Genomic DNA, 14,453 nt, shown 5'->3' with positions numbered 1-14,453 from the left:
CGCCGGCAACGCGGCCCCCGCGCCTGGCGGCACGGGGGCGCGTGCGGAGGGCGGACGGATCAGGCCAGCAGGGCCGGGATCGTGTCCTCGTGAGCCGTGCGGAGCTCGTCCAGGCCGATGCTGAACTCGCCCTGGAGCTCGACCGCGTCGCCGTCGACGACACCGATCCGCGTCGCGGGCAGACCGCGCGCACCGCACATGTCGGTGAAGCGGAGCTCCTCGCTGCGCGGCACCGAGACGACCGCCCGGCCCGCCGACTCCGAGAACAGGAACACGAACGGGTCGAGGCCGTCCGGCACGACCAGCCGCGCGCCGTTGCCGCCGCGCAGGCAGGACTCGACGACGACCTGGACGAGCCCGCCGTCCGACAGGTCGTGGGCCGCGTCGACCATGCCGTCCCGGGAGGCCGAGATGAGGATCTCGCCGAGCAGCTTCTCCCGCTCCAGGTCCACCGCCGGCGGCAGTCCGCCGAGGTGGTCGTGGACCGCCTGGGACCAGGCGGAGCCGCCCAGCTCCTCCTTGGTGTCGCCCAGCAGGTAGAGCAGCTGGCCCTGGTCCTTGAAGGCGACCGGGGTGCGGCGCGTGACGTCGTCGATCACGCCGAGCACCGCCACGACGGGCGTCGGGTGGATGGCGACGTCACCGGTCTGGTTGTAGAGCGAGACGTTGCCGCCGGTGACCGGCGTGCCCAGCTCCAGGCAGCCGTCGGCGAGGCCGCGGCAGGCCTCGGCGAACTGCCACATCGCGGCCGGGTCCTCGGGCGAGCCGAAGTTGAGGCAGTCCGAGACCGCCAGCGGCTTGGCGCCGGTGGTGGCGACGTTGCGGTACGCCTCCGCGAGCGCCAGCTGCGCGCCGGTGTACGGGTCGAGCTTGGCGTAGCGGCCGTTGCCGTCGGTGGCGACCGCGACGCCGAGGTTGGTGTCCTCGTCGATGCGGATCATGCCGGAGTCCTCCGGCTGCGCCAGCACGGTGTTGCCCTGCACGAAGCGGTCGTACTGGTCGGTGATCCACGACTTGGAGGCCTGGTTGGGGTGGGCGACCAGGGTCAGGACCTGGGCCCGCAGCTCCTCGGCGGACCCCGGGCGCGGCAGCTTGTTGGCGTCGTCGGCCTGGAGCGCGTCCTGCCACGCGGGGCGGGCGTAGGGGCGCTCGTACACCGGGCCCTCGTGGGCGACGGTGCGCGGCGGGACGTCGACGATCTGCTCGCCGTGCCAGAAGATCTCCAGCCGGTCGCCGTCGGTGACCTCACCGATGACGGTGGCGATCACATCCCACTTCTCGCAGATCTCCAGGAAGCGGTCGACGTACCGCGGCTCGACGATCGCGCACATGCGCTCCTGCGACTCGCTCATGAGGATCTCCTCCGGCGAGAGCGTCGCGTCGCGCAGCGGCACGGTGTCCAGCTCGACCCGCATGCCGCCGGAGCCGGCCGAGGCCAGCTCGGAGGTGGCGCAGGACAGGCCGGCGCCGCCGAGGTCCTGGATGCCGGCGACCAGCTTCTCCTTGAAGATCTCCAGGGTGCACTCGATGAGCAGCTTCTCCTGGAAGGGGTCGCCGACCTGGACGGCGGGGCGCTTGGTCGGGCCGGTGTCGGAGAAGGTCTCGGACGCGAGCACGGAGACGCCGCCGATGCCGTCGCCGCCGGTGCGGGCGCCGTAGAGGATGACCTTGTTGCCGGCCCCGGAGGCCTTGGCCAGGTGGATGTCCTCGTGCTTCATCACACCGACGCACAGGGCGTTGACCAGCGGGTTGCCCTGGTAGCAGGCGTCGAAGACGACCTCGCCGCCGATGTTGGGCAGGCCCAGGCAGTTGCCGTAGCCGCCGACGCCCGCGACGACGCCCGGCAGGACGCGCTTGGTGTCGGGGTGGTCCGGCGCGCCGAAGCGCAGCGGGTCCATGACGGCGACCGGGCGGGCGCCCATGGCGAGGATGTCGCGGACGATGCCGCCGACGCCGGTGGCCGCGCCCTGGTAGGGCTCGATGTACGAGGGGTGGTTGTGCGACTCGACCTTGAAGGTGACCGCGTAGCCCTGGCCGACGTCCACGACACCGGCGTTCTCACCGATGCCGACCAGCAGCGCGTCGTTGGCGGGGGCCTTCTCGCCGAACTGGCGCAGGTGGATCTTGCTGCTCTTGTACGAGCAGTGCTCGGACCACATGACGGAGTACATGGCGAGCTCGGCACCGGTGGGACGGCGGCCGAGGATCTCCCGGATGCGCTCGTACTCGTCCTGCTTCAGGCCGAGTTCGGCCCACGGCTGCTCGGTGTCCGGAGTCTCGGTGGCGTGCTTCACGGAATCGAGTGTCATGACGCGTGAACCAGCTTCTTGAGGATCGAGGTGAAGAATCCGAGGCCGTCGGTGCGGCCGGTCCCGATCAGCGACTCGACGGCGTGCTCGGGATGCGGCATGAGGCCCACGACATTGCCCGCGGCGTTGGTGATGCCGGCGATGTCCCGGAGCGAGCCATTGGGGTTCCAGTCCGCGTAGCGGAACACCACACGGCCCTCCGCCTCCAGCTCGTCGAGGACGCGCTCGTCGGCGACGTAGCGGCCGTCGATGTTCTTCAGCGGGATGCTGATCTCCTGGCCCTGCTCGTAATCGGCGGTCCAGGAGGTCGAGTTGTTCTCGACGCGCAGCTTCTGGTCCCTGCAGATGAAGTGCAGGTGATTGTTGCGCAGCATCGCGCCCGGCAGCAGATGCGTCTCGGTGAGCACCTGGAAGCCGTTGCAGATACCGAGGACCGGAAGGCCGTCCCTGGCACCGGCGATGATCGACTCCATCACGGGCGAGAAGCGGGAAATCGCCCCGGCCCGGAGATAGTCGCCGTAACTGAATCCACCGGGCAGGACGACGGCGTCCACCTGGTGGAGATCCTTGTCACGGTGCCACAGCGGCACCGGTTCGGCGCCGGCGACGCGGACCGCGCGCTGGGTGTCCCGGTCGTCGAGCGTCCCGGGGAAGGTGACGACACCGATACGTGCGGTCACGACTCCACCTTCACGGTGAAGTCCTCGATCACGGTGTTGGCGAGGAAGGTCTCGGCCATCTCGCGGATACGGGCGAGGGCGGCGTCGTCGACCGGCCCCTCCAGTTCGAGCTCAAAACGCTTGCCCTGGCGGACGTCGGCGATTCCCTCGAACCCAAGACGCGGCAGCGCGCGCTGCACCGCCTGGCCCTGGGGGTCGAGGATCTCCGGCTTGAGCATGACGTCGACTACGACGCGTGCCACGGTCACTCCCGGTGGTGTGCTGCGGTGAGATGTCACCACCGTACCCCGCCGAGAAATCTACGCGGGTAGATATTCCAGGATGGTCACGGTATATCCGTCGGCCGGATTGCCTCCGGGACGTCCGGAGGAATTGGCCGAGCGGTTGCGGCGAAAAAGACCGGACCGGTAAATGGAAAAGCATTGACCCCGGCCCTGAGGTTTCGATACAACAACGGGGCCAACGCAGGCCCCAGGCCTTCTCCATTGAAAGGACCGGCATCCATGGCGCAGCGCGTAGTGGTCACGCTCTCCGACGACCTCGACGGCGGTGAAGCGGCGGAAACGGTCTCTTTCGGCCTCGACGGCAAGTCGTACGAGATCGACCTGTCCGCCGGCAACGCCGAGAAGCTCCGCGAGGCCCTCGCGCCCTACGTCGAGGCGGGCCGCCGCCGCAGCCGGCTCGGCAAGGCCTTCAAGCACACCTCGCTCGCCCCCGACCCGGCCGCCGTGCGCGCCTGGGCGCTCTCCCGGGGCTTCGACGTGCCGCCGCGCGGCCGCATCCCCAAGAAGCTCTACGAGGCGTACGCCGAGGCCGGGTGATCCACCGGGCGGCGCCCCGGCGCGAAGGCGGGGGCGCCGCCCGGGAATCACCCGGAAGAAGCGATTGGACAGCGACCCCCGTTGATCCGCTAGAGTTTGGAGCACGCCGAGGGCAGGCCGAAAGGCCGGGCTCCCGGGCCACGCGGGTGTAGTTCAGTAGCAGAACATCCCTCTTCCAGGGGGAAGGCGCAGTGTGCGATCCCTGTCACCCGCTCTGATTGCTCGACCGATCCTGAGGATCGGGTACAGTAGTCGCCGTGCGGACGTGGCTCAGTTGGTAGAGCATCACCTTGCCAAGGTGAGGGTCGCGAGTTCGAATCTCGTCGTCCGCTCTTGAAAGAGGACCCCGGTCGAATCATCGACCGGGGTCCTCTTCGTTTTCCCGGCCGGCGCCGGCGGTGTGACGGTGCCCACAGGGCGGACATCCGAACTCCCCTCCGGCGGGCGGTGATCGCCGCGACGCGGCGCCCCTGCCGTGCTCCGGGGCCGGCCCCGCCCGGGCGTCCGAGCGTGCCGCAGGCGGCCCTGCGGCACTCCGTGGAACCGGAGTTGGCGTCCGCCGGCGAACGCGGCGACGGCCGCCCGTCGGCCCGCGAAGGGGCCCTGGCCCGCGCGGTGCGCCCGTCGCGGGCACCGCGGGACACGACGCGGGCAACCCGCCGTGCCGTGGTGTGTGCCCAAGGCCCCGCGCGTTGGCTATAGTGGATGACGCACCGCACGGGAACGCGCGGAGCAGGCGGACGTAGCTCAGTTGGTAGAGCGCAACCTTGCCAAGGTTGAGGTCGCGAGTTCGAGCCTCGTCGTCCGCTCAACGGGAAGGCCCCGGTCGTGACGACCGGGGCCTTCGGTGTTCCTGGGACGGCTGGGCCGTTCGGCGTCGGTGCGGCCCGCGCATGCCTGTCGCGTCCCCACGGCGTCCCCACCGCACGCCCACCGCACGCCCGCCGCACGGAGAGAAACGGCGGGCACGCGGGCCGCGGGTGGGCTACCAGCTGAGGCCGGTGAGCCGCTCGTACGCCTCGATGTACTTGGCGCGGGTCTGCTCCACCACCTGCTCCGGCAGGGGCGGCGGGGGCTGCTCGCTGCGGCGGTCCCAGCCGGACTCGGCGGAGGTCAGCCAGTCGCGGACGAACTGCTTGTCGTAGGAGGGCTGGGCGTGGCCCGGCTCCCACAGGTCGGCGGGCCAGAAGCGCGACGAGTCCGGGGTCAGCACCTCGTCGGCGATGGTGAGCACCTCACCGTCGAAGCCGAACTCGAACTTGGTGTCCGCCAGGAGGATGCCGCGCTCGCGGGCGATGTCCCGGGCCCGGCCGTAGACCGCGAGGGTGCTCTGGCGCAGCTGCGCCGCGGTGTCGGCGCCGACCCGGCGGGCGACCTCCTCGTAGCTGACGTTCTCGTCGTGCTCGCCCACCTCGGCCTTGGTGGCCGGGGTGAAGATCGGCGCGGGCAGCTCCGAGCCGTCCACCAGGCCCTCGGGGAGGGTCACCCCGCACACCGTGCGGTCGGTGTCGTACTCGAGCAGCCCGGAGCCGGCCAGGTAGCCGCGCGCGACGCACTCGACGGGGATCATGTCCAGCGGCTTGCAGATCGTCGTCCGCCCCTCCCATTCGGCGGGGGCGCCTTCGGGGAGCTCGGTGGACAGCACATGGTGCGGCACCAGGTCGGCGATCTGGTCGAACCACCACAACGACAACCGGGTCAGGACGCGGCCCTTGTCCGGGATCTCGGTGGGCAGCACCCAGTCGTACGCGGACATCCGGTCACTGGCGACCATCACCAGCTCCCCTGCCTCGTTCTGGTACAGCTCGCGCACCTTGCCGGTGTGCAGGTGCACCAGGCCCGGTACTTGCGCGGGCTCGGGCTTGTGGACGAATCCGGACATGGGTCCTCCCCGATCGGTGGTTCGGTTCCCGATTCTCCCGTACCGGTGCCCTGCGGGCGCGACGCGGGGTCAGCCGTGCTTGCAGATGTGGTCCAGGAGGTTGGCGGTGGCGCGCTGGACACGGGGGTCGACGTGGCCCGGGCGGTCCAGCGCCGGGGACCAGGCGAAGGTGCCGGAGGCGAAGACCAGGGCCCCGCCGGGCGCCCGGTACAGGGAGGTCTCCTGGTGCGCTCGGCGGCCCGCCGAGTCCTCGTACGGGGAGTGCGCGAGCAGGATCCGCTCCATGTAGTCCGGCAGCGGTGTGCGCGGGAAGTAACGGTCCGCCTCGCCCGCGACCAGGCCGGGGATCTCGTCGCCCTCCTCGGCGCCGGTGGCCTCCCACAGCCAGTGGCCGGCGTTCCGCACCACCAGCGGGGACGGTTCGGGCACCCGGCCGGCGTACTGCACGCCGATCAGCAGCTGTTCGGGCTCGCCCATGTCGCGCCACAGGGCGCTGCGGCCCGGCGGGTGGCCGCGGCGCTTGCGGCAGCTGAGCAACCGGTCGGGGTCGCCGGACGGGGAGGGGCCGAGCTCGGTCTGCCAGTACATGGTGTTGGCGGACAGGAAGACCAGGGAGGTGCCGCCGTCCCGGGCCGCCTCGACGGCGCGCCGCATGGGGACCGTCCAGTACTCGTCGTGACCGGGGAAGACCATGCCCCGGTAGCGCGAAGGATCGATCCGCCCCGCGTGCAGGTCGCGGGCGTCGGCGTAGGCCAGGTCGTAGCCGTAGCGCTCGGCCCAGCGGATGAAGTCGTAGGCGTGGCCGACGTGCAGCGGGAGCCCCGCGCCCGCGTACGGGCGGTCGAAGGAGACGGTGACCGCGGCCTCCTCCTCGCCCAGCAGGCGGCCCTTCTCGTCCCACGCGTGGTACAGGCTCGCGCCCGTTCGGCCGTCCTCGGGGTAGAGGTTGTACGCCTGCCAGGTGACGTCGGGCAGCAGCAGGAGCAGATCGGCCGGCCGGTCGTCGCGCACGGTGAACGGGATGTGGCTGCGGTAGCCGTCCTGGGTGGTGAGAACGGCGACATACGCGCCGGGCTTCCAGTACGAGGGCACCTGCAGCCGCCAGGACTGCCACCAGTGGTGGCAGGAGACCGTGCGCCCGGCCGCGAGCGGTGTGGGCTGGACGATCCCGGACAGCCGGGGGCTGGACGTGAACTGGGCGGCGCCGTCCCCGCCGTAGTGGCCGATCCGGTAGACGTCGATGCCGAAGCTCTGCGGCGGGTCGACGGTGATCCGGAAGTCGATGGCGTCGCCGGGGGCCACGGAGGCGCCCGGCGCGAAGCCCTTGACCTGGCACCGCACGTCGTCCGCCGCGCGCGGACCGGGTACGCGGGGCGTGCGCCCCACGGTGTCGCCCGGGGAACCCCCGGGTTCCCCACGGCTGGCCGCCAGGTCGACGTACCAGGGCACGACCTGGCCGGTGTCGTCCAGATACTGCTCCGCACCACGCAGCCACGGCACCGGGCCCTGCCCGAAGGGGTCGGTGACCCCGTGCGCCAGTGCCCCGGACTGCCAGCGGCGGACCTGCTCCTTCACCACGATGGTCCCCTCCTCGTCGTCCCCCGAGGTGGTGTGCATGTGCGCACATCCAGCACATCACAGAATGCGCTGACTTGGTTACTGTTCGTGGTGAATTATCGCCAGGATTTCACGCCGGGGCGGACAAACCCCGCCAATTTTCCGTCAGATGAGCCGTATCGGCTTCTCGGGGCGTACGCCCACGGCACTGAGCCAGGAGCGCAGCGGGGCGGCGTCGCCGTTCTCCACGAGCCGGAGCACGGGCCAGGCCAGGTCTCCCTTGCGCACCCCGCCGACCAGCAGGGCCGGTCCGTCCAGCCAGTCCAGGCCCGGGGCGGCGCCGGCGGTGTCCACCGCGGCGCAGCAGACCATCGCGGTCACGTGGTCGGTGAGCAGCTCGCGGCCGGTCCGCGGCGGGAGCAGATGGTAGACGGGCGTGAAAGCGCCCTCGGGCGGGACCTGGCCGGCGGACTCCTCCCGCACGGCCGCCTCGCGCACGGCTTCCTCGCGGGCCACGTGCCGGGTGATGCGGGCCGCCAGCTCCTCGCCGCCGCCCGTGGAGAGCCGCTCCAGCACCCGGGCCAGGGTCGCACGCCCCGGCTCGTCGCAGTCGTCCACCGCGCTCCTCGACCCGCCGGAGGCCACGGATATGCGCCGGCTCCCGGCGACCCCCGCCGGCTCGTGCACCTCGTCCAGGACGCTGACCAGGCGGGAGGCGTCGCTGCGCCAGATGCGGTCCACGACCTCCTGCGGATAGGTGTCCCAGCCGACGGGCGCCCACTCGGGCCCGGACCGTCGCGGGCCGCCGTGGAACAGCCGGGCGGCGAGCAGCGAGGCCGCCTCGTCCACCGTGCCGGGCTCCTCCAGCAGGTCGCACGCCGGGCGCTCGCCGAGGCGGGTCTCGAAGCCCTCGGCCAGCCGGTCCCGCCGGGACAGCTCGGTCAGGGCCGCGACCACGCCCGCGTCGAGGCGGGACGGCCAGCGCCCCATGCGCCAGGCGGGCAGCGCGACCCGGGTCAGCAGCCGGTCCCACCCCGCGTAGGCCAGCCCCACCTGCTCCTGGGCGACGATGCGGAGCCCGTAGTCGACGGCCTGGGCCCGCTCGGAGGCGGAGGCGGCCACCGCGCGCTCCATCTCCGCCGCGTGCGCCCGGCAGCCGCGCAGCAGCAGCTTGGCGACCCAGCCGAGGAACCCGTACGCGGGACGGCGCACGAGGCCGACCGCCGAGGGCTCCCGAGGGGCGGTGGCCACGCCGACGGCGGCGTCCAGGCCGCGCACGAAGCGGCGGGCGGCCGCGATGTCCGGATCGGCGGCCGGGCCCGTGCCCGCCACGACCGGGGCGAGCAGGGCGCGCAGCTCCGCGACCCGCATCCACCACATGAACGGCGAGCCGATCACCAGCGTGGGCGCCTCGGACGGCGCGCTGCGCCGCCGCCGGTGGGTGCGGTCCTCCAGCCAGCTGTCGCAGTCCGGGGTCAGCTCTATCGCGGAGGGGGCCGGCACCTGCAGGCGAACGGCCAGGTCACGCACCATGCGGTACAGATCGGGGGCGGATGCCTCGGAGACGGCCACGGTCGGGCTCACCGCCGGCCTGGCCCGTACGATCACCGCCGCGACACCGGCCGCGAGCAGCAGCACGAGCAGCGCGCCCGCGACCACCGCCAGGCGCAGCACCTCGGACGCGTCGCCGACGATGCGGCCCGTCGCGCCGCCGACCAGCAGTACGACCGCCACCGCCGCGGGCAGCAGCGCGACCGCCAGCGCGGTGCTGCGGATGCGCAGAACGGCGAGCGCGCGTGACCGCGCGTGACCCTCACCTGCTTCCCCGGCCAACGGTGTGCTCACCCCCAAGCTGCTGACGCGACTGCATGCCCCCACTGTCGCACCGCCCACCGACACCGCAATGCCGGTAGGGCCGATAGTGCGGTGACAGCGGCGTTCCACAGTGCGCTTGCCGGGCACAGTAGTTGGGCTCGGGGCTCACGTCAGCAGGATGGCGAAGGCATCACCCCTTGGAGTGGCCTTGCCCGCTGATTCAGGCCTGGGCGGCCTTCTCTGCGATATCCGAACGGTGGTGCGAGCCCTTCAGCCCGATACGTCCCACCGCCCGGTAGGCGCGCTCCCTGGCCTCGGCCAGATCGGCACCGGTGGCCGTGACGGACAGTACGCGGCCGCCGGCGCTCACCACGCGGCCCTCCGCGTCCGCCTTGGTGCCCGCGTGCAGCACGTAGGCGTGCTCGTCCCGCTCCGCGACCTCGTCCAGGCCCGTGATCGGGTCGCCGGTGCGGGGGGTGCCCGGGTAGTTCTCGGAGGCGACGACCACCGTCACGGCGGCGCCGTCGCTCCAGCGCAGCGGCGGGAAGTCAGCCAGCCGGCCGGCCGCCGCGGCGCGCAGCAGGCCCGCCAGCGGGGTCCTCAGCCGGGCGAGCACGACCTGGGTCTCCGGGTCGCCGAAGCGCGCGTTGAACTCGATCACCCGCACACCGCGCGAGGTGATCGCCAGCCCCGCGTACAGCAGTCCGGCGAACGGGGTGCCCCGGCGGCGCAGCTCGTCGACGGTCGGCTGGAGCACCGTGCGCTCCACCTCCTCGACCAGCCGCGGATCGGCCCACGGCAGCGGGCTGTACGCGCCCATGCCGCCGGTGTTGGGACCCTCGTCGGCGTCCTGGGCGCGCTTGAAGTCCTGCGCGGGCTGCAGCGGGACCACGGTCTCGCCGTCGGTGACGGCGAACAGCGAGACCTCGGGGCCGTCCAGGTACTCCTCGATGACGACGCGCTCGCAGGAGTTGGCGTGCGCCCGGGCGGCCTCCAGGTCGTCGGTCACCACGACGCCCTTGCCCGCGGCCAGGCCGTCGTCCTTCACGACGTACGGGGCGCCGAAGGCGTCCAGCGCGTCGTCCACCTCGGCGGGGGTGGTGCACACGTAGGAACGGGCGGTCGGCACGCCGGCCGCGGCCATCACGTCCTTGGCGAAAGCCTTCGAGCCCTCCAGGGCCGCGGCCTGCCCGGACGGACCGAAGCAGTCGATGCCGCGGGCGCGCACGGCGTCGGCCACACCCGCCACGAGGGGGGCCTCCGGGCCCACCACGACGAAGTCGGCGCCGAGCCGCTCGGCGAGATCCGCCACGGCCGCGCCGTCCAGGGCGTCGACCGCGTGCAGCTCCGCCACCTCGGCGATGCCGGCGTTCCCGGGCGCGCAGTGCAGCGACTCCACGTCGGGGTCGAGGGAAAGGGCACGGCACAGGGCGTGTTCGCGGGCTCCGCCGCCGATCACAAGCACGTTCACGGTGCCCAGGGTATCGGCTGCCGCCGTCCGCCCCGCGGGCCGGTCGCCACGGCTCCCGGGTCACTCTTTCGGGTGCTCGCAGCGCGGACCCATACCTGATCAAGCAACTCGTAAGGGCGGAAACTGCCGGATGACGCTCGCGGCGTCAGCCGTTCGGCGGTAAGAAGGTGCCTCGTCGTCGGAAGTCGCGAGGGAGCGTGCAGGTGAGCCAGCCGGACATGTATCCCGAGGAGGTCCCCCGGGAGAAGCCGAAGCGGCGCGCGCTGCACAGGCAGGAGGACCTGCGGGCGCTGCCCTTCCCGCTCGGCGACTGGGGGGAGCCGGCCGAGCGGCTGGAGGAGCTCTACCGCTGGGTGGAGGCGGACGCCCTGCGCACCGTCGAGTGGTACCTCGCCGACCGCCTGCGCAAGCGCCGCTGGGCCCGATCGCTCCGGGTCGGCGCGGCCCTCTTCGCCACGTCCGGCGCCGTCCTGGCCGTCATGGGCGCGGGCGGCCGCATCCGCTGGGCGTACGCCGCCCTGGTGCTGGCCGTCGTGTGCGTGGGCCTGGACCGCTACCTCGGGCTGACGGCCGGCTGGATGCGGGACATGGCGACCGCCCAGGCCGTACAGCGCCGGATGGAGGCGCTGCGTTTCGACTGGGCGTCCGAGTCGGTCCGCGAGGTCCTGGGCCCGACGGAGGGGACGGCGGCCGAGGCCGCCGAGCGCTGCCTGTCGGTGCTGCGCCGCTTCAGTGAGGACGTCTCGGAGCTCGTGCGCTGCGAGACCGCCGACTGGATGGTGGACTTCCGGGCCGGCGCCGCCCCGCTGCGGACCCAGTCCCTCACCTGGGCGGGGAGCACCCGGGGCACGGAGGGCGCCGCGTCCGGCAGCGGCGGCCGGTTCCCGCTGCTGCCCGGCGGACGGCCGAGCATGCCGCGCCAGCGCCCCCCGGAGGGCCCCCGAGCGAGCTGACCGCCGCCGGGAGCGCCCCGGGCCCGGGTCTAACTGAAGACGATCATCGAACCCTGACCCAGCGCACGCGTCGCCGCCGCGTGCAGCCCCAGCCACACGTGGCGCTCCCGCGCGAAGGGGCTGCCGTCGTGGTGCGCGGGCGGGGCCGCCGGCTCCTCCAGTTCGGTGGGTCCGGCGGGCGGCGCAGGGGCGGGCGGCGGGTTGCGCGGGTCGATGCCGATCACCGGGGCGACGAACTCGAGCTCGCGCAGCAGGCCGTGGGCGGAGCCCAGTGGGCCGCCGGCGTCGAGGAGTTCGTCGTTGACCAGCGGGTGGGCGAAGTCGAGGGGGACGTACGCGCCCGCGTGGTCGTAGTGCCAGACGAGGTGCGACTGCTGGGCGGTGGTCTCGAACATCTCCAGCAACTGCTCGTAGTCGCCGCCGAGTTCGTCGACCGGGGCGATCGCGAGGCCCTGGATGTGCAGCAGGTACGCGCGGCGCAGGAAGTGCAGCGCGTCGTAGTCGAAGCCCGCGACCGGAGCCACGTCGCCGGACAGGCCCGGCATGTAGCTGTAGACGGGCACCGGGGGGAGACCGGCGTCGTTCAACACCTTGTCATAGCGGGCGATCTCCTCGGCGAACGGGTTGTCGGGGCTGTGGCAGAGCACGTCCACCAGGGGAACCAGCCACAAGTCGCAGGCCACAGGCGCTCCAAGTCCTTCCGTGCGTGGTCGGACCAGCGTAGTGGGCGGCGGCCGTTCCTACCGGCCCGCGGCCAGTCGCCGCATGAGCGCGAGGGAATGGTCGTCGAACTCCTCGACGACTCGCTGGGCCGCCTCCGTGTCCCGCTTCTCGATCGCGGTGACCAGGGCCACGTGGTCCGACCAGCACAGACCCGCCACGTCCGGCCGGCCGCGCAGATAGGGCACCGCGTACACCCAGGTCTGGGTGCGGATCCGGTCGAGGAACTCGCCGACGTGGGCGTTCCCGGCCAGCGCGGTCAGCTCGCGCCAGAAGCGGATGTCGTAGCCGATGAGGACGTCCAGCTCGCCGGCCCGGGAGGCGCGCGACGCCGCCTCGGCCCGGCGCCGTACGGAGGCCAGCTCCTTGGGGTCCACCTCGCGCATGCCGCGCGCGGCGATGCGGCGGAAGATCCCCTCGACGACGAGGGTGCGCGCCTCGACCATGGAGCGGAACTCGGCGTCGGTGAAGCGCCGTACCTGGAAGCCGCGGTGGTGCTCGACGTCGAGCAGCCCCTGAGCCGCCAGGTCGACCAGGGCCTCGCGGACCGGGGTCGCGGACACGCCGTACAGCTCCGCGATCTCCTTGACCGTGAAGTGCCGCCCGGCCGTCATCCGCCCGGTGAGCACCTCGTCGCGGAGCGCGTCGGCTATCTGCTGCCGCAGACTGCTCCGTCGGACGGTTCCGCCCGCTGGGCCTTCCGGCATGCCGGTGCCTCCCTACAAGATGTGGCGGTGCGCTTACGGCTCCGCCACACCTTATGCGAGGCCGGGCCGCGAGTGGTCCACACCTGTGGTGCGGCTCACCCGCGGCCCCGGCACCCGCCGGGCGCGCTCAGCGTGTGTGCTCGTCGGCGACGGCCAGCGCCGCGTCGAGGAGCGCCAGACCCTCCTTGGCCTCGGCCTCGGTGATGTTGCAGGCGGGCACCACATGGGTGCGGTTCATGTTGACGAACGGCCACAGGCCGCTCTTCTTGCAGGCCGCCGCGAAGGCCGCCATGGGGGCGTTCGCCTCGCCCGCCGCGTTGTAGGGGACCAGCGGCTCGCGGGTCTCGCGGTCGCGCACCAGCTCCACCGCCCAGAAGGCGCCCAGGCCGCGCACCTCGCCGACCGAGGGGTGGCGTTCGGCGAGCTCCCGCAGGCCCGGGCCGATCACCTTCTCACCGAGCGCGGCGGCGTGCCCGACGACGCCCTCGTCCTCCATCACCCGGATCGTGGCGACGGCGGCGGCGCAGGCCAGCGGGTGGCCGGAGTAGGTCAGGCCGCCCGGGTAGGGGCGGGTGGCGAAGGTCGCGGCGATCTCCTCGCTGATCGCGACACCACCGAGCGGCACATAGCCGGAGTTGACGCCCTTGGCGAAGGTGAGCAGGTCGGGGGTGACGTCGAACTGCTCGGCGGCGAACCAGCTGCCGGTGCGGCCGAAACCGGCCATGACCTCGTCGAGGACGAAGACGATCCCGTACCGGTCGCAGATCTCGCGGACGCCGGCCAGGTAGCCCGGCGGCGGCACCATGATGCCCGCGGTGCCGGGCACCGTCTCCAGGACGATCGCGGCGACGGTCTGCGGGCCCTCGAAGACGATGGTGTCCTCGAGGTGCTGCAGCGCGCGGTCGCGCTCCTGCTCCTCGGTCTCCGAGTGGAACGGCGAACGGTAGAGGAACGGCGCCCAGAAGTGGACGACGCCGGCCGCGCCGCTGTCGGAGGGCCAGCGGCGCGGGTCGCCGGTGAGGTTGATCGCGGCCGAGGTGGCGCCGTGGTACGAGCGGTACGCGGAGAGCACCTTGGGACGGCCGGTGTGCAGCCGGGCGAGCCGTACCGCGTTCTCGACGGCCTCGGCGCCGCCGTTGGTGAAGAAGATCTTGTCCAGGTCGCCGGGCGTGCGCTCGGCGATCAGCCGGGCGGCCTCGGAGCGGGCCTCCAGGGCGAAGGCGGGCGCGAAGGTGACGAGCTTCGCGGCCTGCTCCTGGATGGCGGCGACGACCACGGGGTGCTGGTAACCGATGTTGGTGAACACCAGGCCGCTGGTGAAGTCCAGGTACCGGTTGCCGTCGTAGTCCCAGAAGTACGCGCCCTCGGCCCCGGCGACCGGCAGCGGGTCGATCAGTCCTTGCGCGGACCAGGAGTGGAAGACGTGGGCGCGGTCGGCGGCCTTGACGGCGGCACCGGTCTCGGGGTCGGCGAAAGGAGGGGTCATGCGCCCAGGCTAAGCAACGGCCCGGGCGCACGACATTGGCACCCTGTATGAC

12 protein-coding genes and 3 tRNA genes are annotated in these 14,453 nt (G+C 72.5%); 5 read left to right on the top strand and 10 right to left on the bottom strand.

Features of this window, described 5'->3' with window-relative positions:
- Positions 1-59 precede the first annotated feature (59 nt).
- From purL to purS, 3 genes are read right to left on the bottom strand one after another with little or no spacing between them, the layout of a single operon-like run.
- Positions 60-2,309, bottom strand: a complete 2,250-nt coding sequence (purL, locus tag OIE69_RS21855) for a phosphoribosylformylglycinamidine synthase subunit PurL (protein WP_326574075.1) — start codon at positions 2,307-2,309, stop codon at positions 60-62.
- Positions 2,306-2,989, bottom strand: a complete 684-nt coding sequence (gene purQ, locus OIE69_RS21850) for a phosphoribosylformylglycinamidine synthase subunit PurQ (protein WP_326574073.1) — start codon at positions 2,987-2,989, stop codon at positions 2,306-2,308. Before purQ ends, purL begins: the two co-directional genes overlap by 4 nt.
- Complete coding sequence (gene purS, locus OIE69_RS21845; protein WP_089222639.1) at positions 2,986-3,231, bottom strand: phosphoribosylformylglycinamidine synthase subunit PurS; 246 nt, start codon at positions 3,229-3,231, stop codon at positions 2,986-2,988. The genes purQ and purS overlap by 4 nt, the downstream gene beginning before the upstream one ends.
- Before the next feature lie 261 nt (positions 3,232-3,492).
- Between purS and OIE69_RS21840 the strand changes: the two genes are divergently transcribed.
- From OIE69_RS21840 to OIE69_RS21825, 4 genes are all read left to right on the top strand, one after another.
- Entirely contained in the window at positions 3,493-3,810 is a 318-nt protein-coding gene (locus OIE69_RS21840; RefSeq protein WP_089222640.1) for a histone-like nucleoid-structuring protein Lsr2, read from the top strand.
- A gap of 142 nt (positions 3,811-3,952) precedes the next feature.
- A tRNA-Gly gene (locus tag OIE69_RS21835) sits at positions 3,953-4,024 on the top strand.
- 45 nt (positions 4,025-4,069) lie between these two features.
- Positions 4,070-4,142: transfer RNA gene (locus OIE69_RS21830), tRNA-Gly, on the top strand.
- A 404-nt stretch (positions 4,143-4,546) separates the two neighbouring features.
- Positions 4,547-4,619 (top strand) — tRNA-Gly (locus OIE69_RS21825).
- Between the two features lie 176 nt (positions 4,620-4,795).
- Here OIE69_RS21825 and OIE69_RS21820 read toward each other — a convergent pair.
- From OIE69_RS21820 to purD, 4 genes are all read right to left on the bottom strand, one after another.
- Entirely contained in the window at positions 4,796-5,692 is an 897-nt protein-coding gene (locus OIE69_RS21820) for a phosphoribosylaminoimidazolesuccinocarboxamide synthase (RefSeq protein WP_326574068.1), read from the bottom strand.
- A 69-nt stretch (positions 5,693-5,761) separates the two neighbouring features.
- A complete protein-coding gene (locus OIE69_RS21815; protein WP_392567550.1) occupies positions 5,762-7,309 on the bottom strand; it encodes a N,N-dimethylformamidase beta subunit family domain-containing protein in 1,548 nt (515 codons plus the stop codon).
- 105 nt (positions 7,310-7,414) lie between these two features.
- Entirely contained in the window at positions 7,415-9,094 is a 1,680-nt protein-coding gene (locus OIE69_RS21810) for a hypothetical protein (RefSeq protein WP_326574066.1), read from the bottom strand.
- A gap of 190 nt (positions 9,095-9,284) precedes the next feature.
- Positions 9,285-10,535, bottom strand: coding sequence for a phosphoribosylamine--glycine ligase (gene purD / locus OIE69_RS21805; RefSeq protein WP_326574064.1), 1,251 nt, complete (start codon positions 10,533-10,535; stop codon positions 9,285-9,287).
- 203 nt (positions 10,536-10,738) lie between these two features.
- Here purD and OIE69_RS21800 point away from each other — a divergent pair, with 203 nt between their 5' ends.
- The gene (locus tag OIE69_RS21800; protein ID WP_326574062.1) at positions 10,739-11,488 is read left to right on the top strand and encodes an SLATT domain-containing protein; all 750 of its coding nucleotides are present in this window, start codon (positions 10,739-10,741) and stop codon (positions 11,486-11,488) included.
- A 29-nt stretch (positions 11,489-11,517) separates the two neighbouring features.
- Here OIE69_RS21800 and OIE69_RS21795 read toward each other — a convergent pair whose 3' ends face one another.
- From OIE69_RS21795 to OIE69_RS21785, 3 genes are all read right to left on the bottom strand, one after another.
- Positions 11,518-12,171 carry a hypothetical protein gene (locus OIE69_RS21795; protein WP_326574060.1) on the bottom strand — a complete coding sequence of 218 codons (654 nt, stop codon included), beginning with the start codon at positions 12,169-12,171 and terminating at the stop codon, positions 11,518-11,520.
- A 57-nt stretch (positions 12,172-12,228) separates the two neighbouring features.
- The gene (locus OIE69_RS21790; protein WP_089222646.1) at positions 12,229-12,915 is read right to left on the bottom strand and encodes a GntR family transcriptional regulator; all 687 of its coding nucleotides are present in this window, start codon (positions 12,913-12,915) and stop codon (positions 12,229-12,231) included.
- 127 nt (positions 12,916-13,042) lie between these two features.
- Entirely contained in the window at positions 13,043-14,401 is a 1,359-nt protein-coding gene (locus OIE69_RS21785; RefSeq protein WP_326574055.1) for an aspartate aminotransferase family protein, read from the bottom strand.
- Between the last annotated feature and the right edge of the window lie 52 nt (positions 14,402-14,453).

The organism is Actinacidiphila glaucinigra (genome assembly GCF_035918135.1).
Taxonomy (GTDB): domain Bacteria; phylum Actinomycetota; class Actinomycetes; order Streptomycetales; family Streptomycetaceae; genus Actinacidiphila; species Actinacidiphila glaucinigra.
This window is presented reverse-complemented; position numbering and strand designations above follow the sequence as displayed.

Coding starts and splice junctions, on each gene's coding strand:
- purL (WP_326574075.1), bottom strand. CDS start 2,309: ATGACACTCGATTCCGTGAAGCACGCCACCGAGACTCCGGACACCGAG.
- OIE69_RS21840 (WP_089222640.1), top strand. CDS start 3,493: ATGGCGCAGCGCGTAGTGGTCACGCTCTCCGACGACCTCGACGGCGGT.
- OIE69_RS21820 (WP_326574068.1), bottom strand. CDS start 5,692: ATGTCCGGATTCGTCCACAAGCCCGAGCCCGCGCAAGTACCGGGCCTG.
- OIE69_RS21815 (WP_392567550.1), bottom strand. CDS start 7,309: ATGCACACCACCTCGGGGGACGACGAGGAGGGGACCATCGTGGTGAAG.
- OIE69_RS21790 (WP_089222646.1), bottom strand. CDS start 12,915: ATGCCGGAAGGCCCAGCGGGCGGAACCGTCCGACGGAGCAGTCTGCGG.
- OIE69_RS21785 (WP_326574055.1), bottom strand. CDS start 14,401: ATGACCCCTCCTTTCGCCGACCCCGAGACCGGTGCCGCCGTCAAGGCC.